The organism is Ramlibacter alkalitolerans (assembly GCF_016722765.1).
In the GTDB taxonomy this organism is placed as follows: Bacteria; Pseudomonadota; Gammaproteobacteria; order Burkholderiales; family Burkholderiaceae_C; genus Ramlibacter; species Ramlibacter alkalitolerans.
In genome coordinates this window covers 19,492-42,434 of record NZ_JAEQND010000005.1, presented here as the reverse complement: position 1 = coordinate 42,434, position 22,943 = coordinate 19,492, and the positions used below count along the sequence as shown (strand labels likewise).

At 70.6% G+C, this 22,943-nt stretch carries 25 protein-coding genes; 17 read left to right on the top strand and 8 right to left on the bottom strand.

The features are described from left to right. Positions 1 to 17 precede the first annotated feature (17 nt). The 6 genes from JI746_RS09655 (at position 18) to JI746_RS09630 (ending at position 4,704) form a co-directional block, all read left to right on the top strand. Positions 18 to 995: an MlaD family protein gene (locus JI746_RS09655; protein ID WP_201688936.1), complete on the top strand. Its 978-nt coding sequence runs from the start codon at positions 18 to 20 to the stop codon at positions 993 to 995. Next, positions 992 to 1,612 (top strand): ABC-type transport auxiliary lipoprotein family protein, encoded by a 621-nt coding sequence (locus tag JI746_RS09650; protein ID WP_201688934.1) that lies wholly within the window; start codon positions 992 to 994, stop codon positions 1,610 to 1,612. Before JI746_RS09655 ends, JI746_RS09650 begins: the two co-directional genes overlap by 4 nt. Before the next feature lie 5 nt (positions 1,613 to 1,617). Next, positions 1,618 to 2,172, top strand: a complete 555-nt coding sequence (locus JI746_RS09645) for a cyclic nucleotide-binding domain-containing protein (protein WP_201688932.1) — start codon at positions 1,618 to 1,620, stop codon at positions 2,170 to 2,172. 94 nt (positions 2,173 to 2,266) lie between these two features. Beyond that, positions 2,267 to 3,241, top strand: coding sequence for an acrylyl-CoA reductase (NADPH) (gene acuI, locus JI746_RS09640; protein ID WP_201688930.1), 975 nt, complete (start codon positions 2,267 to 2,269; stop codon positions 3,239 to 3,241). 113 nt (positions 3,242 to 3,354) lie between these two features. Next, positions 3,355 to 3,681, top strand: coding sequence for a hypothetical protein (locus JI746_RS09635; protein WP_201688928.1), 327 nt, complete (start codon positions 3,355 to 3,357; stop codon positions 3,679 to 3,681). Between the two features lie 72 nt (positions 3,682 to 3,753). Further along, positions 3,754 to 4,704, top strand: coding sequence for a DMT family transporter (locus JI746_RS09630; RefSeq protein WP_201688926.1), 951 nt, complete (start codon positions 3,754 to 3,756; stop codon positions 4,702 to 4,704). A 140-nt stretch (positions 4,705 to 4,844) separates the two neighbouring features. On the opposite strand, the gene JI746_RS09625 is transcribed toward JI746_RS09630, so the two are convergent. After that, the gene (locus JI746_RS09625) at positions 4,845 to 5,750 is read right to left on the bottom strand and encodes a 5'-nucleotidase (protein WP_201688924.1); all 906 of its coding nucleotides are present in this window, start codon (positions 5,748 to 5,750) and stop codon (positions 4,845 to 4,847) included. An 11-nt stretch (positions 5,751 to 5,761) separates the two neighbouring features. Further along, a complete protein-coding gene (gene gspF, locus JI746_RS09620; RefSeq protein ID WP_201688922.1) occupies positions 5,762 to 6,985 on the bottom strand; it encodes a type II secretion system inner membrane protein GspF in 1,224 nt (407 codons plus the stop codon). Between the two features lie 102 nt (positions 6,986 to 7,087). Here gspF and JI746_RS09615 point away from each other — a divergent pair, with 102 nt between their 5' ends. The 9 genes from JI746_RS09615 (at position 7,088) to JI746_RS09575 (ending at position 14,623) form a co-directional block, all read left to right on the top strand. Further along, complete coding sequence (locus JI746_RS09615; RefSeq protein ID WP_201688921.1) at positions 7,088 to 7,297, top strand: DUF3606 domain-containing protein; 210 nt, start codon at positions 7,088 to 7,090, stop codon at positions 7,295 to 7,297. Positions 7,298 to 7,308: 11 nt separating this feature from the next. Then, positions 7,309 to 7,812, top strand: a complete 504-nt coding sequence (locus JI746_RS09610) for a hypothetical protein (RefSeq protein ID WP_456239077.1) — start codon at positions 7,309 to 7,311, stop codon at positions 7,810 to 7,812. Between the two features lie 9 nt (positions 7,813 to 7,821). Further along, the gene (locus JI746_RS09605; protein WP_201688917.1) at positions 7,822 to 8,397 is read left to right on the top strand and encodes a GNAT family N-acetyltransferase; all 576 of its coding nucleotides are present in this window, start codon (positions 7,822 to 7,824) and stop codon (positions 8,395 to 8,397) included. Positions 8,398 to 8,428: 31 nt separating this feature from the next. Continuing rightward, positions 8,429 to 9,409 carry a Bug family tripartite tricarboxylate transporter substrate binding protein gene (locus tag JI746_RS09600; RefSeq protein ID WP_201688916.1) on the top strand — a complete coding sequence of 327 codons (981 nt, stop codon included), beginning with the start codon at positions 8,429 to 8,431 and terminating at the stop codon, positions 9,407 to 9,409. Positions 9,410 to 9,444: 35 nt separating this feature from the next. Next, complete coding sequence (locus JI746_RS09595; RefSeq protein ID WP_201688915.1) at positions 9,445 to 10,110, top strand: response regulator transcription factor; 666 nt, start codon at positions 9,445 to 9,447, stop codon at positions 10,108 to 10,110. After that, positions 10,091 to 11,497 (top strand): sensor histidine kinase, encoded by a 1,407-nt coding sequence (locus tag JI746_RS09590; RefSeq protein WP_201688914.1) that lies wholly within the window; start codon positions 10,091 to 10,093, stop codon positions 11,495 to 11,497. Before JI746_RS09595 ends, JI746_RS09590 begins: the two co-directional genes overlap by 20 nt. Beyond that, positions 11,494 to 12,450, top strand: coding sequence for a tripartite tricarboxylate transporter substrate binding protein (locus JI746_RS09585; RefSeq protein WP_201688913.1), 957 nt, complete (start codon positions 11,494 to 11,496; stop codon positions 12,448 to 12,450). The genes JI746_RS09590 and JI746_RS09585 overlap by 4 nt, the downstream gene beginning before the upstream one ends. Before the next feature lie 176 nt (positions 12,451 to 12,626). Then, a complete protein-coding gene (locus JI746_RS09580; protein ID WP_201688912.1) occupies positions 12,627 to 13,091 on the top strand; it encodes a MarR family winged helix-turn-helix transcriptional regulator in 465 nt (154 codons plus the stop codon). A 41-nt stretch (positions 13,092 to 13,132) separates the two neighbouring features. After that, positions 13,133 to 14,623 carry a DHA2 family efflux MFS transporter permease subunit gene (locus tag JI746_RS09575; protein WP_201689505.1) on the top strand — a complete coding sequence of 497 codons (1,491 nt, stop codon included), beginning with the start codon at positions 13,133 to 13,135 and terminating at the stop codon, positions 14,621 to 14,623. Here JI746_RS09575 and JI746_RS09570 read toward each other — a convergent pair whose 3' ends face one another. Together JI746_RS09570 and JI746_RS09565 are read right to left on the bottom strand one after the other, a co-directional pair. Then, positions 14,624 to 16,234, bottom strand: coding sequence for an AMP-binding protein (locus tag JI746_RS09570; RefSeq protein ID WP_201688907.1), 1,611 nt, complete (start codon positions 16,232 to 16,234; stop codon positions 14,624 to 14,626). Between the two features lie 94 nt (positions 16,235 to 16,328). Further along, on the bottom strand, positions 16,329 to 16,808 hold the full coding sequence (locus JI746_RS09565; protein WP_201688906.1) for a MarR family winged helix-turn-helix transcriptional regulator: 480 nt from the start codon (positions 16,806 to 16,808) through the stop codon (positions 16,329 to 16,331). A 141-nt stretch (positions 16,809 to 16,949) separates the two neighbouring features. Between JI746_RS09565 and JI746_RS09560 the strand changes: the two genes are divergently transcribed. Together JI746_RS09560 and JI746_RS09555 are read left to right on the top strand one after the other, a co-directional pair. After that, a complete protein-coding gene (locus JI746_RS09560) occupies positions 16,950 to 18,212 on the top strand; it encodes an SAM-dependent methyltransferase (protein ID WP_201688904.1) in 1,263 nt (420 codons plus the stop codon). Then, positions 18,212 to 18,535, top strand: coding sequence for a DUF1840 domain-containing protein (locus tag JI746_RS09555; protein ID WP_201688903.1), 324 nt, complete (start codon positions 18,212 to 18,214; stop codon positions 18,533 to 18,535). Before JI746_RS09560 ends, JI746_RS09555 begins: the two co-directional genes overlap by 1 nt. A gap of 77 nt (positions 18,536 to 18,612) precedes the next feature. On the opposite strand, the gene JI746_RS09550 is transcribed toward JI746_RS09555, so the two are convergent. The 4 genes from JI746_RS09550 to JI746_RS09535 all read right to left on the bottom strand — a co-directional run bounded on the left by JI746_RS09550 (position 18,613) and on the right by JI746_RS09535 (position 22,853). Further along, entirely contained in the window at positions 18,613 to 19,629 is a 1,017-nt protein-coding gene (locus tag JI746_RS09550; protein WP_201688902.1) for a Bug family tripartite tricarboxylate transporter substrate binding protein, read from the bottom strand. A 7-nt stretch (positions 19,630 to 19,636) separates the two neighbouring features. Continuing rightward, positions 19,637 to 20,623, bottom strand: coding sequence for a tripartite tricarboxylate transporter substrate-binding protein (locus JI746_RS09545; RefSeq protein ID WP_201688901.1), 987 nt, complete (start codon positions 20,621 to 20,623; stop codon positions 19,637 to 19,639). Positions 20,624 to 20,772: 149 nt separating this feature from the next. After that, positions 20,773 to 22,020 carry a phenylacetate--CoA ligase family protein gene (locus tag JI746_RS09540; protein ID WP_201688900.1) on the bottom strand — a complete coding sequence of 416 codons (1,248 nt, stop codon included), beginning with the start codon at positions 22,018 to 22,020 and terminating at the stop codon, positions 20,773 to 20,775. A 23-nt stretch (positions 22,021 to 22,043) separates the two neighbouring features. Next, positions 22,044 to 22,853 carry an ABC transporter ATP-binding protein gene (locus JI746_RS09535; protein ID WP_201688899.1) on the bottom strand — a complete coding sequence of 270 codons (810 nt, stop codon included), beginning with the start codon at positions 22,851 to 22,853 and terminating at the stop codon, positions 22,044 to 22,046. Positions 22,854 to 22,943: the final 90 nt, after the last annotated feature.

The window sequence follows — 22,943 nt, the reverse complement described above, 5'->3', positions numbered from 1 at the left end:
CAAGGTAAAAAGCAGGCATGGAAAACAAGGCCCACGCCATGGCCGCCGGCATCTTCGTGGCGCTGCTCACCGCGCTGGTGCTGGGGCTCGCGTCCTGGCTGACGCGCGAGACCGGCGTGCGCGACACCTACGAGATCTCCACCCGCGAGACGGTCACCGGCCTGCAGGAGCAGGCGCCGGTGCGATTTCGCGGCGTCGACGTCGGCAAGGTGCGGCGCATCGGCTTCGACCCGAAGGCCGTCGGCAACGTGCTGGTGCGCCTCGAGGTCGACCGCGACACGCCGCTCACGCGCGACACCTTCGCCACCCTCAGCTACCAGGGGGTGACGGGGCTGGCCTTCATCCAGCTGTCGGACCACGGCAAGCCGGCGCCGCGCCTGCAGCCCGACGACGACAACCCGCCGCGCATCCCGCTGGAGCCGGGGCTGCTCGCGCGGCTGGAGGAGAACGGCGAGGTGATCCTCGATCGCGTCAAGGAGGTGACCGAGCGCGTCAACACGCTGCTGGGCGACCCGAACCAGAAGCGCATTGCCGACGCGCTGGAGAACATCAGCCAGGCCGCGGGCGCGACCAACCAGCTCGCCCACCGCATCGACAACACCATGACGCAGCGGCTCGACCCGGCGATCGCCCAGGCCACCGTCACCTTGCGCGGCGTGCAGACCACGGTGGAACACTTCCGCACCACCGCGGACCAGGTGAGTGCCGCCGCGGCGCAGTTCGGGCAGGTCGCGCAGAAGGTCAACGCGCCGGGCGGACCGCTGCAACGCATCGGCGAAGGCAGCGATGCGCTGGCGCACGTGGTGGAGACCTTCAGCGCCACCACGCTGCCGCGCCTCAACCGCGCGACCGAGGAAACCACCAGCACCGTGCGCACCCTGCGCCGCGCGATCAACGAGCTGACCGAGAATCCGCAGATGCTGATCTACGGAGAAGGCGCGCCGCAGCCGGGGCCCGGCGAGCCGGGCTTCCGGGTGCCCGGGGCCAGTCGATGAAGCGGCGCTCCGTCCTCGCCCTGGGCGCACTGGCGCTCGCCGGCTGCAGTGCGCTTCCCAGCAAGCCCAAGCGGCAGACCATGTACGACTTCGGCCCGCAGGCGAGCGAGGCCGCCGGCGCCGCGCCGACCCGCGCCGCGCTGGTGCTGCCGGACGTCGAGGTGAGCGGCATCCTGGAGACGCCGGCCTTGCTGTACCGCCTCGGCTACGACGATCCGAACGAGCTGCGCCCCTACGCCTATGCGCGCTGGAGCGCGCCGCCGGGCCAGTTGCTGCGCCAGCGCCTGCGCGACGTGCTGGGGCGCGAGCGCCCGGTGCTCGATTCCGCCGCCGGCGCCGCCCTGGTCCGCCGCGGTGGCTCGCCGCCACCGGTGCTGCGGGTGGAACTGGAGGAATTCAGCCAGTTGTTCGAATCGCCGACGGCCAGCCAGGGCGTGCTGCGCCTGCGCTGCACGCTGCTGGAAAACACCGGCGGCGGCGAACGGCTGCTGGCGCAGCGCAGCTTCAACGTGCAGCGCGCGGCGCCCAGTGCCGATGCGCCCGGCGGCGTGCGCGCGCTGGCGGCGGCCACCGACGCGGCGGCGCAGGACATCGCCGCCTGGCTGCAGCAGCGCTGAACGCGATGGCGACGCCCACGCTGGAGGAGCAGATGCGCGCCACCGGGCTGGAAGTGTGCGGCGCCTGCGAGCGCCTCTCCGGCTGGCCCGAGCTGATGGAGAACAGCGTGCTGCTGCAGGACTTCAGCCCCGCCGAGGTGGACGTGCTGGGCTCGCTGATGGTGCACGTGCGCGCGCAGCCCGGTCAGATGCTGATCGTGGAAGGCGACGCCAACGACTGGATGATGCTGCTGCTGCGCGGTACGGTGGACGTCGGCAAGCGCATCGGCCCGGAGGCGGACCGCGAGATCCGCGGCGACAACACGCGGCTGGCGGTGCTGCGGCCCGGCACGGTGCTGGGCGAGATGTCGATGTTCGACGGCGAGCCGCGCTACGCGAGTTGCTGGGCGCTGTCGGAGGTGGAGGCGGCGGTGCTCGATCGCGCCGGCGTCGAGCGCCTGATCCGCGCCCGGCCCGACATCGGCGCCAAGCTGCTGGTCAAGCTCACGCAGCTGCTGGCCCAGCGCCTGCGCAACACGAGCAGCCAGCTGGTCAAGGTCCTGCGCCAGCATGTCGGGTAGGCTGGCGGCGAGTTCAACTGCTGCGCCTCGGGTAGGCTGGCGGTGAGCCGCGAAGCGCGCGAACCCCAGCGCTGCGCCCCCAACAGGAGAAACCATGTTCCAGGCCCTCGTCCTCGAGAAGAACCCCGAATTCAGCGCCGCCGTGCGCGAGGTCGACGACAGCTTCCTGCCCGAGGGCGATGTCACCGTCGCCATCGAATACTCGACGCTCAACTACAAGGACGGCCTGGCGATCACCAACCGCTCGCCCGTGGTCCGCAACTGGCCGATGGTGGCCGGCATCGACGGCTCCGGCAGCGTCGTCGAAAGCAGCGATCCGCGCTGGAAGCCCGGCGACGCGGTCGTGCTCGATGGCTGGGGCGTCGGCGAGACGCACAAGGGCTGCCTGGCCGGCAAGGCGCGCCTGAAGGGCGCGTGGCTGGTGCGCCGGCCCTCCGCGTTCAGCGCGCGGCAGGCGATGGCGATCGGCACCGCGGGCTACACCGCGATGCTGTGCGCGATGGCGCTGGAGCGCCACGGCCTGCGCCCCGGCGACGGCGAGGTGCTGGTCACGGGCGCCACCGGTGGCGTCGGCTCGGTCGCCGTCGCCGTGCTGTCCCAGACCGGGCACAAGGTGGTGGCCGCCACCGGCAAGGCCAGCGAAGGCGACTACCTGCGCAAGCTGGGCGCCTCGTCCATCATCGACCGGGCCGAACTCGCCACTCCCGGCAAGCCGCTGCAGAAGGAGCGCTGGGCCGGCGTGATCGACGCGGTGGGCAGCCACACCCTGGCCAATGCCTGCGCCCAGGTCCGCTACGGCGGCGCGGTGGCGGCCTGCGGCCTGGCCCAGGGCATCGACCTGCCGGCGACGGTGATGCCCTTCATCCTGCGCGGCGTGGCGCTGCTGGGGGTGGACAGCGTGATGGCGCCCATGCACCTGCGCGAGCAGGCCTGGCTGCGGCTGGCGCGCGACCTCGATCCGGCGCTGCTGGAGGCGATGACGACGGAGATCCCGCTCGCGCAGGCCGTGGATGCGGCGCAGCGCCTGATGGCGGGGCAGGTGCGCGGCCGCATCGTCGTCAAGACCTGACGCAGCGCAAGGCCCGTGCGCTCGCGTGGCGCCTTGCAGACGCCCCGTTGCCCGCCGTAGTGAGCGTTGACACCCGTCAAGATCCCGACGCTGCGCACGCTTACTGTTCACCCATGGCAATTGCGACGGCACCGGCGGGCCCTCCGACCGGACTCGAGCTGCTGCGGGCGCGGGCCTGGCTGCTTCCCTGGATGGTGCTGGCCATCGTCGTCGGGTCCGGCATCGCCGGGGCGCAGCGGGGCTCGACCCGCCCGCTGGAGCAGCCGGGCCGGGTGGCGGTCAACAGCCCGCCGGAACAGGCCGCGGTGCACTGTGAACCGCGGCGCGGCTTCGCGCTGCGGCTGGCGTTCACGGCGCAACTGATGGCGCGCTCGCTGGTGCGGGGATCGCAGCACGCCGATCACGCGCCGGGCGCGACCTGCCAGGTCCAGCGCCCGTAGGAGGCTGCGCGGCAGGGAAACGGGCCTGCGCTTCAGGTCGGGCGGGGCTTCGGCCCTATAGTGGCTGCTTCCATGCAGTCCAGCCCGCCCGCCGACAGCCGCCGCAGTGCGCGGCGCCACCTGTTCGCTCGCCACGCGCTGGTTGCGCAGCGCCGCATCGAGCGCCTGCCGGGCAACGTGCGGGCCCTGCTGTGGTCGACGACGGCCGGCCTGCTGTTCGTGGTGCTGAACTCGCTGATGCGCGGCCTGTCGCTGGCGGTCGATCCCTTCCAGACGCAGTTCCTGCGCTACCTCATGGGGTTTGCTGTGATGCTGCCGCTGATGCTGCGCGCCGGCGTCGCCACGTACTGGCCGAAGAACGTGGTCGGGCAGTTCACGCGCGGCGGCGTGCATACGATCGGGCTGGTGCTGTGGTTCATCGCCCTGCCGCACATCACGATCGCCGACGTCACCGCGATCGGCTTCACGGGCCCGATCTTCATCATGCTGGGCGCCGTGCTGGTGTTCAAGGAGTCCATGCGCTGGGAGCGCTGGCTGGCCGCAGGCATCGGCCTGGCGGGCGTGCTGATCGTGGTCGCGCCCAAGCTCACGGGCGGCGGCGGGGTCTACAACCTGGTGATGCTGGCGTCCTCGCCGGTGTTCGCCGCCTCCTTCCTGATGACGAAGGCGCTCACGCGCTACGAGCGGCCGGGCGTCATCGTGGCGTGGCAAAGCATCAGCGTCACCGTGCTGAGCCTGCCATTGGCGCTGTGGCACTGGCAGTGGCCCGGACCGGGGCAATGGCTGCTGTTCCTGCTGTGCGGCCTGCTCGGAAGTTCGGCGCACTACTGCCTCACGCGCTCCTATGCCGCAGCCGACATCTCCGCCACGCAGTCGGTCAAGTTCCTGGAACTGGTGTGGGCGACGCTGATCGGCTGGCTCTGGTTCGACGACCAGCCGAGCCGCTCGACCCTCATCGGCGGCCTGGTGATCAGCGCCTCGACGCTGTGGATCGCGCGTCGCGAGGCGCGGGGGCCGCGGTAGAAAGGCAAAACAAGAATGCGAACGCAAAGGCCGCAAAGGTACGCAAAAGCCGCAAAAGGAATCCTCGTTGGAAGTCCCTTTTGCGGCTTTTGCGTACTTTTGCGGCTTCTGCGTTCGGTTGTCCGCTTTCCCGCCGCGCATCAAACCACGACGTTCGCGATCCCCGCCGCCACATGGCCCGCCGGCACGTGCAGCGCGGCGCGCTTGACGTGGCCGGTCTGGTCGTCGAAGAAGAAGTCGGGCTCGAAGGTGGCCAGGAACTCGCTCTTGTCCAGGCCGCCGAGGAACATCGCCTCGTCGACCTGGATCTTCCAGTCCATCAGCGTGCGGATCGCGCGTTCGTGCGCCGGCGCGCTGCGCGCCGTGACCAGCGCGGTCCGGATGCGCATCTGGGCGTCGCCGGCCTGCTGCAGCCGGTGCAGCGCGGCCAGCAGGGGCTTGAACGGGCCGCCGGGCAGCGGCTGCGTGGCATGCGCCAGTTCGTGCTGCTGGAACGCCTCCAGGCCCTGCGCCTGGAACACCCGCTCGGCCTCGTCGGAGAACAGCACCGCGTCGCCGTCGAAGGCGATGCGCACTTCGTTGGGGTAGTTGGCGCTGGCCAGCACCGACTCGGTCAGCACGTGGGCCGCCGGGAAGCCGGCGGCCAGCGCGCCGCGCACGTCGTCGGCATTGGCCGAGAGGAACAGCGTGGCCTTCAGCGGCCGCAGGTAGCCGAAGGGCGAGCGGCCCTGCGTGAACACGCCGCGCTGCAGGTGGATGCCGGCGGCCTGCGCCGAGCGGAACACGCGCATGCCCGACACCGGATCGTTGCGCGAGAGCACGACCACCTCGACCCGCTGCGCCGTCGCGTCGTTGAACGCGAGCAGCTTGCGCACCAGCGAGAACGCGATGCCGGGCTTGGCCGGGTGCTCCAGGCGTTCGAACTGCAGCCGCATGTAGCCGGCCGCATCGCCGGCCTCGAACACGCGGTTCTCCTCCTCGAAGTCGAACAGCGCGCGCGAGGAGATCGCGACGACGAGCTTGTTGTCCAGGGAAGGGGCGGCCATGCGCTTGTCGCTTACCGCACCCACTGGTTCAGCTGGATGATCGGCAGCAGCACCGCCAGCACGATCAGCATCACGATGAGACCCATGCCGATGATCAGCAGCGGCTCCAGCAGCGTGGCCAGCTGCATCGCGCGGCGCTGCACTTCGGCACTGAGCTGGTTGGCGGCGCGCTGCAGCATCTGGGGCAGCTGGCCGGTCTGCTCGCCCAGGCGGGCGAACATGGAAAGCAGGCCCGGGAAGCGCTTCTTCTGCCCGATGGCGGAGGCGAGCGGCGCGCCCTCGCGCACCAGCACCAGGGCGTCGAGGGCGTCGACCCGCATCGCGCGGTTGCCCAGGGTCTCGGCGGCGGCCTGCAGCGCCTTGAGGATGGGCACCCCGGCGCCGGCCAGCATCGCCAGCGTGCCGGCAAAGCGCGCCGCGTTGTAGCCGCGCGCGAGCCGCCCGACCAGGGGCAGCTTCAGCCAGGCCGCGTCGAAGCGTTCGCGCAGCGCCGGATTGCGCAGCGCCAGGCGCAAGGCGAAGAAGGCGGCCACCAGCACACCGAGCAGCGCCAAGCCCCAGCTGCGCACGAAGGCGCTCAGCCCCAGCATGATCACGGTGAGCATCGGCAGCGCGCGCTTGGTGCCGGCGAACACGTTGGCCACCTGCGGCACCACGTAGGTCATGAGCAGCAGCACGATCGCGATCGCCGCCACCGTGACGATGGCGGGATAGAGCGTCGCGGCCAGCAGCTTGGCGTTGAGGGCCTGCCGCTCTTCCAGGTCGTCGGCCAGGCGCTCCAGCACCACGCCGAGGTGGCCGCTCTGCTCGCCGGCGCCGACGACGGCGATGTAGATCTCGGAGAACTCGCGCGGGAAGCGGGCCAGCGCCTTGGCGAAGGAGGAGCCGGCGTTGACTTCGGCCCGCAGGGCGGCCACCAGGTGGTGCTGCTGCTCGGTGTCGGCCTCGTCGGCCAGGGCCGTGAGGGCCCGCTCCAGCGTCAGGCCCGAGCTGACCAGGCCGGCGAGCTGGCGCGTCCAGATCGCCAGGGTGGTGGCGGTGAACACGCGCCGGCGCAGCAGGGTGGACGCGCCGCCCACGGCTTCGCCCTCGCCCGAGGCCACCGGCTTCACCTCCAGCGGCACCAGCGCGCGGGCCCGCAGCAGGCCGCGCGCGCCCTTGGCGGTATCGGCCTCGATCACGCCCTTCTGGGTGGCGCCCTCCGGGTCCAGCGCCTCGAATGCATATGCCGGCATGGGCCGATCATACGGTCCGGCAGGGGCGCGGCGCACGCCTACATGGCGGCGAGCGGGCCTGCGTTAGCTTCACGGGTTGACCCCGATCAGGAGAGACCCGCCATGACCAGCCAGCCGGGCGTGCAGCCCGATCGCATCGATCCGAACGACGAACAGGAACTGGCGCGCTGGGCGAAGAAGCTGGACGCCACGCCGGACCAGCTGCGCGCAGCCGTGCAGGCCGTGGGCGACCAGGCCGCCGACGTCGAGATGCACCTGAAGGGCGCGCGCGCCAGCACGAATTCCGACCGCGTCAAGGAACTCGGCGGCTGAACCGCATGCGGCTGAAATTCGTCCTGACGGGCTTCGGCCTGGTGCAGGGCGTGATGGCGGTGCTGTTCGCCGCCGCCTCGCTGGTGCTGACGCTGATCGCCGCGCGCGTCGGCTGGGACGCGGTGGTGGCCGGTCTCGACAAGGACGGCGCGCAGGAGATCATCGAGGCCGTGGGCCTGCTCGCCGCCGCCGTGGTCGCCCTGCAGATGGCCCAGACCATCGCGGAGGAGGAGGTGATCCGCGAGGCCCACGTCAGCGCGCCCACGCGCGTGCGCCGTTTCCTCTCGCGCTTCCTGGTCGTCCTGGTGGTGGCGCTCGTGATCGAGGGTCTCGTCGGCACCTTCAAGGCGCTGCACGACGACCTGACGCTGCTGGTGTATCCCGCGGCGCTGCTGGTGGCGATCTCGCTCCTGCTGGCCGCCTGGGGCGTGTTCCTGCGCATGAACCGCTCCGCCGAGGAACTCGAGCCGGAGGCCATGGAGGAGGCCAAGCAGGAGGACCGGAAGCTGAAATAGCATGCGGCCATGAGCGTGCACCTGACCACCGACCTTGCCGGTTGCGTGCTGCGCCCCTGGCGGGCCGCCGACCGGGACGACCTGATCCGAGAAGCCAACAACCGCAAGGTGTGGCGCAACATGACGCACACCTTCCCGCATCCGTACACCGAGCGCGACGCCGACCTGTGGCTGGCGATCGCGGCCGATCCGGGCGCCAGCATCCAGCTCGCGATCGACTTCGAGGGCCGGGCGGTCGGCGGTATCGGGGTGATCGCGGGCGAGGGCATCTTCGCCCAGACGGCGCAGTTCGGCTACTGGCTGGGCGAAGCCCACTGGGGCCGTGGCATCGCCAGCGCGGCGGCGCGGGCGCTGGTCGACAGGCTCGCGCGGGAGCGCCTGTTCGCCCGGCTGGAGGCGCAGGTGTTCCAATGGAATCCCGCTTCCATGCGCGTGCTGGAGAAGGCGGGCTTCGAACGCGAGGCCGTGCTGCGCTGCGCCGCCAGCAAGGACGGCTACCTGATCGACACGATCCTCTATGGGCGGGTGATCGGCCGGTCCCAGCGGCCGCCGAATGAAAGCGCGCTGAAAGCCGCGGCCGGTTAAGGTCCGGCGGCCCCTCCACCCAGAGACCTCCATGATCCACACCAGACGAGACTTCCTCGGCGGCGCCGCCGGTGCCGCCCTCTACAGCCTGCTGCCGGGCGCCGCCTTCGCGCAGGCCTGGCCGGCCAAGCCGGTGCGCTTCGTGGTGCCCTTCGCCCCGGGCGGGAGTTCGGAGATCGTTGCCCGGTCGACCGCGGGCGAGCTGAGCAAGACCCTGGGCCAGAGCGTCTTCGTCGACAACAAGCCGGGCGCCTCCGGCAACATCGCCATGGCGGAAGTGGCGCGGGCCGACGACCAGCACACGGTCATCCTGGGCCACATCGGCACGCTGGCGGTGAACCCCTACATGTTCGACAAGCTGCCCTACGACCCGAACAAGGATTTCAAGCCGGTCAGCCTGCTGGCCAAGGTGCCCAGCCTCTACGTGGTCAACCCCAACCTGCCGGTGAAGAACCTGAAGGAATTCGTGGCGCTGGCCCAGAGCAAGCCGGGCAAGCTGAACTACGGATCGGCCGGCAACGGCAGCGCGGGCCACCTGGCGATGGAATACCTGAAGATGGTGACCAACACCTTCCTGCTGCACATCCCGTACAAGGGCACCGGCCCGCAGCTCACCGACCTGCTGGCCGGCCGGCTCGATGCCGCTTCGGTGGGCGCGTCCGCGATCCTGCAGCACATCAAGGCCGGCAAGCTGCGCTGCATCGCCACCGGCTCGACCCAGCGCCTGCCGCAACTGCCCGACGTGCCCACGGTCGCCGAGCAGGGCTATCCCGGCTTCGAGATGACGCAGTGGTACGGCATGCTGGCGCCCGCCTCCATGGCGCAGGCCAACGTCGACAAGCTGGCCGCCGAAACGCAGAAGGCGGTGCGCTCGCAGGCTTCGGTGGAGCGCCTGAACCAGGATGCGGCGCAGGCCATCGGCGGTACGCCGGCGCAGTTCGCCCAGTTCATCGCGCAGGAACAGAAGCGCTGGAAGCAGGTGGTGGAACGGGCCAAAATCAAGCCCGAGTGAGCGCGCCGGGGCGGTCCGCGCACCGCCCCCCACCCATGCGCATCCTGCTGGTCGAAGACGAACCCACGCTGGGCACCTGGCTGGCCCGGGTGCTGGAACGTTCCGGCATCCTGGTCGACTGGGTGGACACGGCGGCGCTGGCGCTCGCCTCGCTGGGCAGCGGCAGCCATGACGTGGTGGTCCTCGACCTCGGCCTGCCCGATCGCGACGGCCAGGACCTGCTGGCCGACATCCGCAGCCGCGACAGCCGCATCCCGGCCCTGGTGCTGACGGCGCGCGACACGGTCGACGAGAAAGTACGAGCCTTCCATGGCGGCGCCGACGACTTCCTGGCCAAGCCCTTCGCCCTCGAGGAACTGGAGGCGCGGCTGCACGCCCTGCTGCGGCGCGCCCGCGGTGGCGCGGCGGCGCGCCTGGCCTGCGGACCGCTGGCCTACGATCTGGCGACGCAGCGCTTCACCCTCGGCGACGCGCCGCTGGCCCTCTCGCCGCGCGAGTTCGCCGTGCTGCGCGTGCTGCTGCAGCACGCCGGGGAGCCGATGTCCAAGCAGCAGGTGCTGGAGCGCGTGGTCTCCGACGAGAAGGACATCCAGCCCGAGGCGGTGGAGGTGATCGTCCACCGGCTGCGCAAGCGCCTCGAAGGCGCCGGCGTGCGCATCGCCACCCTCCGCGGACTGGGCTATGCGCTGGAAGCCGCTTGACCGCCTGCCGCTGGCGCAGCGGCTGCTCCTGCTGCTGGTGCCCACGCTGCTGCTGCTGTCGCTGGCCGAACTGCGCGTGACGGCGCAGGACGTGCAGCGTGCCGCCGACACCGCCTACGACCGTTCGCTGCTCGGCGCGCTGAAGGCGATCGACGCCAACGTGTCCACCGAGTCCGGCGGCCTGTCGGTGGAGCTGCCCTACCGCATGTTCGAGTTCTTCGAGCTCACCGCCAGCGGCCCGGTGCACTACCGCGTGGCCACCGCCGACGGCCTGGTCGAATTGGGGAGCGCCGACCTGCCGGCGGCGCCGCAGCCCCTGCGCCCCGGCGTGCCCGTGTTCTACGACGGCCGCTACTTCGGCGAGCCGGTGCGGCTGGTCGCCTACACGCGCGAGCTCGACCGGCCCACCGGCGAGTCGCCGGCCCGGCAGCTCGTGATCCAGGTGGCGGAGAGCATGCAGGCCCGCTCGGAGTTCCGGCGCCTGTTCGTGCGCCGGGCGGCGATCGCCAACGGGGTGTTCCTGCTGCTGACGGTGGCTTCGGCCGCCCTCGCCGTGATGCTGGTGCTGCGGCCGCTGGCGCGCGTTTCGGAGGCCATCGCTGGCCGCTCGCCGTCCGAGCTCGGGCCGCTCGACGCGGCCAAGCTGCCGCCGGACCTGCGGCCGCCCATCGCGGCGATGAACCGGCACATGCAGCGCATCGCCGAACTGCTGCGGCAGCAGCGCGACTTCATCGATGCCGCCTCGCACCAGCTGCGCACGCACCTCACCACGCTGCGCATGCAGGTCGAGTTCGCCCGCCGCGAACCCGATCCGGCGCAGGTCGGCGAAGCGCTGGCGGCGCTCGAGACCGAGCTGCAGCGGGCCACCCGCAGCACCAACCAGCTGCTGGCGCTGGCGCGCAGCGACAGCGCGCAACTGCAGCCGGCGCCCTTCGAGGTCGAGGGCCTGCTGCAGGACGTGGCGCGGCAGTTCCTGCCGGCGGCGCGGCAGGCGGGCGTCGATCTCGGCGTCGACTGCGCGCCGCAGCAGGCGGTCGCCGATGCCGGCCTGCTGCGCGAGGCGCTGGCGAACCTGGTGGCCAACGCGATCGCCTATGGCGGCGGCGCGCCGGTCACCCTGTCGGCCGCGCAGGACGCCTTCGGCTGCAGCATCGCGGTGGAGGACAGCGGACCCGGCCTGGCGCCGGAGCTGCAACAGGGCGCCGGCGCGCGGTTCCTGCGGCCGGCCGGAGCCCGCCCCGGCGGCTCCGGCCTCGGCCTGGCGATCGCCCGCTCGGTCGCCGCGCGGCATGGCGGCGGGTTGCGGCTGGAGCCGGGCGCCGGCGGGCGGGGCTTGCGTGCGGCCCTGTGGTGGCCGCGGGCAGCGCCCGAGGAGCCCGCAGGATGAAGGCGCTGCTGCTGTCCGCCAGCCTGCTCGCCGGCCTGCCCGCGCACGCGCTGCCGCCGCGCGTGGACTGCATCGCGCCGGCCAAGCCGGGCGGCGGCTTCGACCTGACCTGCCGGCTGGTGCGCGAGCTGCTCGCGGCCGACCAGGCCGCGGCCGTGCAGGTGAAGTACCTGCCGGGCGGGATCGGCGCCGTCGCCTTCGACCGCGCCGTCCAGGGACGACTGGCGGACCCCGGCACGGTGATCGCGTTTTCCAGCGGCTCCCTGGTGAACATCGTCCAGGGCCGCTTCGGCCCGCACGATCCGATGGCGGTGCGCTGGCTGGCCACGCTCGGCACCGACTACGGGATCGTCGCGGTGCGCAGGGATGCGCCCTTCGGGTCGCTGGCAGCCCTGGTCGACCGGCTGCGGCAGGACCCGGCCGGGGCGGTGTTCGGCGCTTCCGGCAGCGTCGGCAGCCAGGACTGGATGAAGGCCGCGCTGCTGGTGCGCGCCGCCGGCCGCGATCACCGCGCGATGCGCTTCGTGTCCTTCGAGGGCGGCGGGCAGGCGCTGGCGGCATTGAAAGGCGGCCACGTGGACGTGTTCTGCGGCGACAGCGCCGAGGCGCGCGAGGCGCTCGCGGCCGGCGAGATCCGGGTGCTGGCGCTGCTCGCCCCGCAGCGCCTGCCCGGCCGCTACGCGGATGTCCCGACCGCCCGCGAGCAGGGCGTGGACCTGGTCTGGCCGACGGTGCGGGGCCTCTACATGGGACCGGGCGTGCCGGAGCGCGACTTCCAGGAGTGGACGGCGCTGTTGCGGCGCGTGCTGGCGGCACCCGGCTTCGCGGCGCGGCTGCGCGCGCAGGGGCTGGAGCCGCTGCCGCTCACCGGGCGCGAGCTCGACGCCTATGTGCGAAGCCAGGTCGAGACGTACCGGACGCTGGCGCGCGAACTGCACTTGCGCGTGCGCTGAGGGGCTGGACCGCGCGGGTCGCCCGGTAGGCTGGCGGTGAGCCGCGAAGCGCGCGCAACCCCAGCGCTGGCGCGCATCGCTGGGGTTGCGCTGGCGCTCCACCGCCAGCCCACCGGGAGCAGCCGGTGAACGGTCCCAGCGCGCGAATCATAAGCACGTTTATAATCCACCCGTTGATGAAACCCGCCCTGTCCGGGCGCTTCGGCTTCCTGGTCAACGAAGTCTCGCGCCTCTATTCCCAGCAGTTCGACCGGCTCGCGCGCGAGAAGCTCGGCCTTTCGCAGGCGCAGTGCCGCCTGTTGGCGGTGCTTGCCTGGCACGAGGGCGAGGAGGCGCTGTCGCAGGTCGAACTGGCGCAGAAGACCGGCCTCACGGCCATGGGCGTCGCCACCATGTGCGATCGCCTCGCCGCAGCGGGATGGATCGAACGTCGCGCGCATCCCGGCGACCGCCGCGTGAACCGCCTGCACATCAAGCCCAGCGCGCGCAAGGCGCTGGAACAGGCCATGCACCTGGCCGACGACCTGACCGCCGCCACGCTCGGCGCGATGAGCGCCGCCGAACGCAAGCAGCTGCTGGCCCTGCTGGCCCGCGCCCGCGAAGGGCTGCTTGCCGCCGCTGCACCCGGGGAGGCAGCGTGACGCAGGCCACGCCGGATCCACGGACGGTGCAGCACCGCGGCATGATCACCCTGTCGATCATGCTGGCCACGATCATGCAGGCGCTGGACACCACCATCGCCAACGTGGCGCTGCCGCACATGCAGGGCAGCCTGCAGGCCTCGCAGGACCAGATCACCTGGGTGCTCACCTCGTACATCGTCGCCTCCGCCATCGCGCTGCCGCTGACCGGGTGGCTGTGCTCGCAATGGGGCCGGCGCAAGGTGTTCCTGCTGTCGGTGATCGGCTTCACCGTCGCCTCCGCGCTGTGCGGCCTGGCCACTTCGCTCACCGGCATCGTGGCGGCGCGCCTGCTGCAAGGCATCTTCGGCGCCGCGCTGGTGCCGCTGTCGCAGGCCGTGCTGCTGGACATCAACCCGCCGCAGAAGGTGGGCCAGGCGATGGCGATCTGGGGCGCCGGCATCATGGTCGGCCCCATCCTCGGGCCGATGCTGGGCGGCTGGCTGACCGAGAACTTCGACTGGCGCTGGGTGTTCTTCATCAACCTGCCGGTCGGCGCCTTCGCGCTCTACGGCATCTGGCGCTACCTGCCGGAGAACCGCCCGCGGGCGCTGCCGCTGGACATGTTCGGCTTCGTCACGCTGAGCCTGGCCATCGGCCTGCTGCAGATGTTCCTGGACCGCGGCGAACTGCTGGACTGGTTCGATTCCTGGGAGATCCGGCTGGAGGCCGTCGGTGCGCTGGTGGCCTTCGCCTTCCTCGCCGTGCACACCTGGACGGTGCAGGGCGCCTCCTTCGTCGACCGCGAGCTGCTGAAGGACCGCAACTTCATCACCGGCTGCGTGTTCGGCTTCATCGTCGGTGTCGTGCTGTACGGCACGATGGCGCTGCTGCCGCTGTTCCTGCAGGGCCTCATGCAGTACCCGGTGGTCTACACCGGCGTGATCACGGCGCCGCGCGGCATCGGCACCATGATCGCGATGATCGCCGTCGGCCGGCTGGTGCAGAAGGTGGACCTGCGCGTCATCATGGCCGTCGGTTTCGGCCTCACGGCGCTGGCGCTGTGGCAGATGACGCACATCACGCTGCAGATGGACAGCCGCCTGGTGGTCACCTCCGGCTTCATCCAGGGCCTGGGCATCGGCTTCACCTTCGTGCCGCTGTCGGCCGCCGCCTTCGCGACGCTGGCCCCGCGGCTGCGCAACGAGGGCACGCCGATCTACAGCCTGCTGCGCAACATCGGCGGCAGCGTCGGCATCTCCGTGGTGCAGGCGTTGCTGACGCGCGGGATGGCGCAGTCGCACGCCAACCTCGCCACCTTCATCGCGCCGGGCAATCCGGCGCTGGCGCAACTGCCGCAGGCGGTGGGCGCCGACCCCGGCGCCGCGCTCGCCCTGCTGAACGCGGAAGTCACGCGGCAGGCGGCGCTGATCGCCTACGTCAACGACTTCTGGATCATGATGGCCGTGACGGTGCTGGCCATCCCGCTGCTGGTGCTGATGCGGCCGCCGCGGCGCCAGGCCTCGCAGCCGGCCGGCGACATGCCGCACTGATCACAGCTGCCGCAGCCGGAAGCGCTGCAGCTTGCCCGTCTCGGTGCGCGGCAGGCTGGCGAGGAACTCGATCTCGCGCGGGTACTTGTAGGGCGCGATGGTCGCCTTCACGTGCTCCTGCAGCGCCTTCACCATGGCGGCGTCGGCGGCGTGGCCCGGCTTGAGCACGCAGAACGCCTTGACGATCATGCCGCGCTCCTCGTCCGGCTTGCCGATCACGCCGCATTCGGCCACGGCCGGGTGCTTGAGCAGGGCATCTTCCACTTCCGGCCCCCCGACGTTGTAGCCGGCCGTGATGATCATGTCGTCGGCCCGCGCCTGGTAGAAGAAGTAGCCGTCCTCGTCCTGCAGGAAGGCGTCGCCCGGGTAGTTCCAGCCGTCCTTCACGTAGTTCGACTGGCGCGGGTCGTCGAGGTACTTGCAGCCGGTCGGGCCGATCACCGCCAGCTTGCCGATGGTGCCGCGCGGCACTTCGTTGCCGTCGTCGTCCACCACCCGCGCCTGGTAGCCGGGCACGACCTTGCCGATCGCGCCGCGCCGCACTTCTTCCCCGGCGGAGGAGATGAAGATGTGGAACATCTCGGTGGCGCCGATGCCGTCCAGCATCTCGATGCCCGTCGCCTGCTTCCACAACTGCCGTGTCGCATCGGGCAGACCCTCGCCGGCGCTGACGCTGGTGCGCAGCCTGCCGACCCCGAGCTGGCGCGCGAAGGGCGCCGCGTGCCGGTAGAAGGTCGGCGCCGTGTAGCAGATGGTGGCGCCGACCTCCCCGATGGTGCGCACGAAGGACTCCGGCGTGTAAGGTGCATCGGGGAAGTACACCGAGGCGCCGGCCCACATCGGGAACACGAGCAGGCCGCCGAGGCCGAAGGTGAAGGCCAGCGGCGGCGAGCCGACCACGATGTCCTCGGGCGTGGCGCGCAGCACGTGGCGCGGCCAGGTCTCGCAGGACGCCAGCACGTCGCGGTGGGTGTGCACGGCGGCCTTCGGCTTGCCGGTGGTGCCCGAGGTGAAGGCGAGCAGGGCGATGTCGTCGGCCGCCGTCGGGCAGGCGGGGAAGTCGCCCTGCTTCTGCGCGGCCCGCACCGCCAGCGCGCCGGGCTCGTTCGGCGCGTTGAACGGCACCACGGTCCGGAGCACCGGGCGCTCCTTGCGCGCCAGTTCCAGTTCCTCCAGCAGCCGGATGTCGCACAGCGCCAGCGTGGGCTGGGCCTTGTCGATGATGTCGCCCAGCTCGCGCGCGCGCAGCAGCGGCATGGTGGCCACCGCCACGCCGCCGGCCTTGACGACCGCCAGCCACGCCAGCGCCATGCCCACCGAGTTGCCGCCCCGCAGCAGCACGCGGTGGCCGGGGACCAGGCCGAGGTCTTCCACCAGCACGCGGCAGATGCGATCCACGCGCTCGCGCACGTCGCGGTAAGTGAGCACGCCCTGGGAGGAGCGCAGCAGCGGCCGGTCGCCCCAGCCCTTCTGCGGCGCGCGATCGAGCAGGGCCTCCACCACGTTGCATTGCGCCGGCAGCGCGAGCTCGGGACGGTCGTACAGCAGCTTCGGCCACTGGGGGCCGGGCGGCAGCCGATCGTGGACGAAGCGGTCGGTCTGCGCGCTCATTCGACTCCCTCCCCCAGCCTTGTCCAATGTGCGGCCTTCGCCTCCCCCCTCCGCGAGCGCAGGGGGCGAGCGCCTTCGGGCGGCCGTGCGGCGCTCATGCCTCGGCCTCCTGGCGTGCCGGGCTGGCGTGTTCCTTCACCTTCCCCAGCAGCTTGTGCAGGGTGGCGATTTCCTTCTCGTTCAGGCCGGCGAAGGCTTCGACGATCCAGCCTTCGTGCTGGCGCGCCATCTCCTGGAACTGCTTGCGGCCGCGGGCCGTGAGGCGCACGCGGCAGGCGCGGCGGTCGCCTTCCACGTCGATGCGTTCGACCAGGCCCTCGGTCACGAGCTGGTCGGTGATGCCGGTGACGTTGCCGCCGGTGACCATCATGCGGCGCGACAGCTCGTTCATCTTCAGCCCGGCCGGCGTGCGTTCGAGCTGCGCCATCAGGTCGAAGCGCGGCAAGGTGGTGTCGAAGCGCTCGCGCAGGCGGGTGCGCACCTGCTTTTCGACCAGTTGCGTGCAGGTCAGCAGGCGCAGCCAGAGGCGCAGCGCCTCCGGGTGCTCGCTGTGGGCGCGCGCTTCCATGTCCATCGTCGTCCTTTCGGTTGCGGCTGAATAGTTTAGGCTTGAACTAATTGGTCCGCAAGCAACAGTGCCGCGGGCGCGAGGAAGCGCCGCTGTCCTACAGCCGCGGCGTTGACGCCTCGTGCCGGCCGTGGCAAGAATTTGCCCATGGAACCCCTGCTGCGCAAGATCGAAATACAACTCGCAGACTTGCCGGTTCCGCTTGCCATCGGCCTTCCCGGCGGCAAACGGATCGGGCCCGTGGATGCGGCGGTGCGGCTCGAATTCGAGGACTGGTCCGGCGTCGCCACGCTGGCGGCCGGACAGATCGGCCATGTCGCCGAAGACTACGTGGAGCAGCGGGTGCGCATCCACGGCCGCATGCGCGACGTGATGGCGGCGGCCGTCGGCCTGCTGCCCGGCAGCCCGGTTCCGAGCGACACCAGTTGGTGGACCCAGCTGATGCGGCGCGCGCGCTCGATCGCGCTGCACAGCCCGCAGAAGGATTCGGAGCAGATCCGCTTCCACTACGACATCTCGGACGACTTCTACGACGTGTGGCTCGATCCGCGCCGGGTGTACTCCTGCGCGTACTTCCGCGAACCGGACTTCTCGCTCGCCCAGGCGCAGGAAGCCAAGCTGGATCACATCTGCCGCAAGCTGATGCTCCAGCCCGGCGAGCGCTTCCTCGATATCGGCGCCGGTTGGGGCGGCCTGCTGCTGTGGGCGGCGGAGCACTACGGGGTGCAGGCGACCGGCATCACCCTGTCGCAGAACCAGCACGCCTACGTGAACCGGCTGATCCGCGAGCGCGGCCTGCAGGACCGCGTGAAGCTGCTGCTGCTGGACTACCGCGAGCTCGACGAGGGCCAGTCCTTCGACAAGATCGCCTCGGTCGGCATGTTCGAGCACGTCGGCCAGGTCAACATGACGGCCTACTTCAGCAAGATCTTTCGCCTGCTGGCGCCCGGCGGCCTGGTGATGAACCACGGCATCACCGCCGGTGCGCTGGAGCCGGGCCAGCTCGGGGCCGGCATGGGCGAGTTCATCGGCAAGTACATCTTCCCGGGCGGGGAACTGCTGCACGCCAGCCTGGTGCTGCGCGAGATGGCGATGGGCGGGCTCGAGATGGTGGACGCCGAGAACCTGCGGCCGCACTATGCGCGCACACTCTGGGCCTGGTCCGACGGCCTGGAGGAGCAGCTGGAGGAAGCCCGCGTCGTGCTCGAGAGCACCCACGGCCCGGAGGACGGCGGCCGGGTGCTGCGGGCCTACCGGCTGTACCTGGCGGGCTCCGCCACCTGCTTCGAGCACGGCTGGATTTCGCTGCACCAGTTCCTGGCGACGCGGCCGGATGGCAAGATGAACACGGGCGCCCTGCGCGGTGCGCAGTCGGCCTATCCCTTCAACCGCGAGTACATCTACCGCTGATGCTCTACAAGTTCAAATCCAAGGCCGCCGGCGACCTGATCATGCTGGAACCCAATGGGCGGCGCGTGCTGCAGATCATCGGCAAGGACCCGGGGCCCAAGGGCATCATCCTGCCCGAGGAGATCCCCGCGGCGGTGACGAAGCTGGAACAGGCGATCGCCCAGGAAGAGGCCGAACAGCAGGCGACGATCGAGGAGGCGAAGGCCAAGGGGCAGGTGCCCCCGAAGTTCGACGCCATCTCGCTGCGCCAGCGGGCGGTGCCCTTCATCGACATGCTCAGGCGCTGCGAGAAGGAGCAGAAGGAGATCGTCTGGGGGGTGTAGGGGGGGTTGAGCGTGGAGCGTTGGGCGTTGAGCGTGGGGAGTGCCGCTCAACGCCGGACGCCTAACGCCCAACCTCCTCAGTCGACCTTGGCGCCCGACGCCTTCACCACCGCCGCCCACTTCTTCGTTTCGCGGTCGATCATCTGGGCGAACTGGGCCGGCGTGTTGCCGCTGGGGATCGCGCCCTGGGCCTGCAGGCGTTCCTTCATGGCCGGCGTGGCCAGGGCCTTCGCCGTCTCCTGCTGGATCCGGTTGACGATTTCCATCGGCGTGCCGGCCGGTGCCAGCAGGCCGAACCAGGAGCTCGCCTCGTAGCCCTTGAGCGTGGCACCGCCGGCTTCCTCCACGGTCGGCACGTCCGGCAGCGCGGCCGAGCGGCTCGCACTCGTCACCGCCAGCGCCTTGAGCTTGCCGGCCTTGATGTGCGCCATCGAGGAAGGCAGGTTGTCGAACATCACGTCCATGTCGCCGGACATCAGGCTCAGCAAGGCCGGGTTGGAGCCGGTGAACGGGAAGTGCGTCATGTACGTCCCGCTCATGGTCTTGAACAGCTCGCCGGCGAGGTGGATCGAGGTGCCGTTGCCGCTCGAGGCCATGTTCAGCTTGCCGGGATTGGCCTTGGCGTACTTGATGAAGTCCTGCACGTTGCGGATGCCGCGCGCGGCCGCCTTCTCGGCGTTGACCACCATCACGTTCGGGACGCCCGCCACCAGCGTGATCGGCTGGAAGTCCTTCACGTGGTCGAAGGGCATCTTCGAGTACAGCGACTTGTTGATGGCGTGGGTGCCCACGGTTCCCATCAGCAGCGTATAGCCGTCGGGCGCCGCGTGCGCCACGATGTCGGCGCCGATGTTGCCGCCGGCGCCGGCCTTGTTCTCCACCACGAAGGACTGGCCGAGCGACTTGGTCAGTTCCTGCGCGACGGCGCGGGCCAGGATGTCGGTGGTGCCGCCGGCGTTGAAGGGCACGACGATGCGCACCGGTTTGGCCGGCCAGGCGCCCTGCGCCAGCGACAGGCCCGGCACGAGACCGAGCGCGAGCAGGCCGGCGCCCGAGACCAGGCGCCGCCGCGAAGCGGAGGGGGTATTGCGCATCACCGGGTCAGTCCACGTACACGCCGGCCTGCTTGATCAGGGGGCTCCACTTGTTGATCTCGGACTTGACGAACTTCTTGTGCTCGGCCGGGTCGGTGCGGCGGTCGTTCACGACCACGGCGCCGAGGGCTTCCTCGCGCTTGACGAAGTCCGGGTCCTTCAGGGCGGCCTTGAGGGCGTCGTTGAGCTTCTTGAGCACCGGGGCGGGCGTGCCCTTGGGCGCGTAGAGGCCGTGGAAGATCGAGACGTTGAAGTCCTTCACGCCGAGTTCCTGCAGCGTCGGCACGTCCTTCAGGACGGGGATGCCCAGGCGCTTGGGCGTGGTGACGGCGAACACCTTCACCTTCTTGCCTTCGATGACGCCGGTGGTGTTGGTGGTCTGGTCGCACATGATGTCGATCTGGCCGCCCATCAGGTCCGTCATGGCGGGGCCGGTGCCCTTGTACGGCACGGCCGTCATGTCCACGCCCATCGCGTGCTGGAACAGCATGCCGCACAGGTGCGAAGCGGAGCCGACGCCGGCGTTGCCCAGGTTGATCTTGCCCTTGTTGGCCTGGATCCAGGCCACGAGTTCCTTCCAGTTGTTGGCCGGGATCGTGGGCTTGGCGATGATCGTCATCGGCACGTCGTTGATCAGGCCGACGTATTCGAAGTCGTTCTCGACGTTGAAGGGGATGTTGCGCACCAGCGTGGGCATGGTCGCCATGCCGATGTGGTGGACCAGCAGCGTGTGGCCGTCGGCGGGGGCCTTGGCGACCTTGTTGGCGCCGATCGAGCCGCCCGCGCCGGCGGCGTTGTCCACGATCACCGTGGCGCCGCCGAGCGGCTTGCGCAGCGCTTCGGCGAGGTCGCGCGCGACCTTGTCGGTGGGGCCGCCGGCCGCGAAGGGCACGATGATGGTGATCGGCTTGCTGCCGGGGAAGTCCTGGGCCGAAGCGCCGAAGGCGGCGGCGACGAGGGCCAGCGGCACGAGCGACTGGATCAGTTTTTTCATTGGGTCTCCTGAAGGAAAGTTGTCCGGACAATGCAAGAACGCATCATGTTGGGCTCGCGCCGACCGCCGGACACGACGGGAACTACGTACGCCCGAAAGTATGCCCGCGCCGCACGGGCGATAGGGCCGCGCGCCTTGGTGCTTCCGTCTTACTTGTAGCTGCGCGCGTCCTCGATCACCTTGCCGTCGTTGGGCAGGGTGCCCGGCTCGACGAGCTGGATGTCGGCGCGCAGCTTGGTGACGTCGCGCACGGCGTCGCCGATGCGCGCACCGAGCCCGTCGGCGCTGGCGGCGGTCTCCACCTTCAGCGTCATCACGTCGTTGGCCATCTCGCCGCTGACGACGAGACGGGCCCGGACGATCTCGGGGAAGCGGCGGGCGATGTCGGCCACCTGGCCGGGGTGCACGAACATGCCGCGGATCTTGGTGGTCTGGTCGGCCCGGCCCAGCCAGCCCTTGATGCGCATGTTGGTGCGGCCCGTGGGGTCCTCGCCGGGCAGCAGCGCCGACAGGTCGCCGGTGCCGAAGCGGATCAGCGGATAGGCGGCATTGAGCGTCGTGACCACCACCTCGCCCACCTCGCCGGGCGCGACCGGGTCGCGGGTGCCAGGGCGCACGATCTCCAGGATCACGCTTTCGTCGACCAGCATGCCTTCGCGCGCGGCGGTCTCGTAGGCGATCAGGCCCAGGTCGGCGGTGGCATAGCTCTGGTAGACGTGCAGGCCGTGTTCGAGGAACCAGTCGCGCAGGCTGGGGGGGAAGGCTTCACCGCCCACCAGGCCCTTGCGCAGGCTGGCGATGTCGCTGCCGGACTCCCGGGCCTTTTCCACCAGGATGCGCAGGAAGCTCGGGGTGCCGGTGTAGCAGGTCGGCCGGAGTTCCGCGATGGCCTGCAACTGCTGCTCGGTCTGGCCGACGCCGGCCGGGAACACCGTGCAGCCCACGGCGTGCGCGCCGGATTCCATCAGGAAGGCGCCGGGCGTCATGTGGTAGCTGAAGCTGTTGTGCACCAGGTCGCCGCCGCGGAAGCCGGCGGCGAACAGGGCGCGCCCCATGCGCCAGTAGTCGCGCGGGCTGCCGTCCGGTTCGTAGATCGGCCCCGGCGAGGCGAAGATGCGGGGCATGGCCGGCCCGCGCACCACCGCGGCGAAGCCGCCGAAGGGGTCGCTCGCGCGCTGAGCCTGCTGGCGCTCCAGCAGTTCGTGCTTGCGCGTGACGGGCAGCTTCGCCAGCGCTGCGCGCGAGCGGATCTTGTCGGCATCGACGCCTTCGAGGATCTCGCGGTAGGCGGCGGTGGCGCGCTGCGCGTGCGCCACCTGCGCCGGCAGCGCCGCCATGAGTTCGGCTTCGCGCTCGGCGGCCGGCCTCGTCTCGAGGCTGTCGTAGTAGTCCTGCATGCTCGTTTCTTTCCTCTGCTGCTTCAGGCCAGCCAGCGCTTGCGCCGCTTGTAGCTCTTGACGGCGCGGAAACTCTTGCGCTCGCCGCCGCCGACCCCGAGGTAGAACTCCTTGACGTCCTCGTTGTTGGCCAGTTCGCTCGCCGGGCCATCCATGACGATGCGGCCGCTTTCCAGGATGTAGCCGTAGTCGGCGTACTTCAGCGCCATGTTGGTGTTCTGCTCCGCCAGCAGGAAGGTCACCTTCTCGCGGGCGTTGAGGTCCTTCACGATCTCGAACACTTCCTCCACGATCTGCGGCGCCAGGCCCATGGAGGGTTCGTCGAGCAGCACCAGGCTGGGGCTGGCCATGAGCGCGCGGCCGATCGCGCACATCTGCTGCTCGCCGCCGGAGGTGTAGGCGGCCTGCGAGCTGCGGCGCTGCTTCAGCCGCGGGAAATAGTTGTAGACCTTCTCGAGGTTGGCGGCGACCTCGCCGCGGCTGGAGCGCGTGTAGGCGCCGGTCAGCAGGTTCTCCTCGATCGTGAGGTGGGCGAAGCAGTGCCGTCCCTCCATCACCTGCACCACGCCGCGCTGCACCAGTTCGGACGGCGTGAGGTTCTCGATGCGCTCGCCGCGCAGCTCGATCGAGCCCTTGGTCACGTGGCCGCGTTCGCCCCGGAGCAGGTTGGAGACGGCGCGCAGCGTGGTCGTCTTGCCGGCCCCGTTGCCCCCGAGCAGCGCCGCGATCCCGCCTTCGGGCACCTGCAGCGACACGCCCTTGAGCACGAGGATCACGTGGTTGTAGATGACCTCGATGCCGTTGACGTTGAGGACGATGTTCCGTTGTTCCATGGGATGGTCTTCGGTTTTGCTCCTTCCCCCTCTGGGGGAAGGCTGGGATGGGGGCACGCGGTGCGGGCAGTCAGCGCATGGCATGCCCCC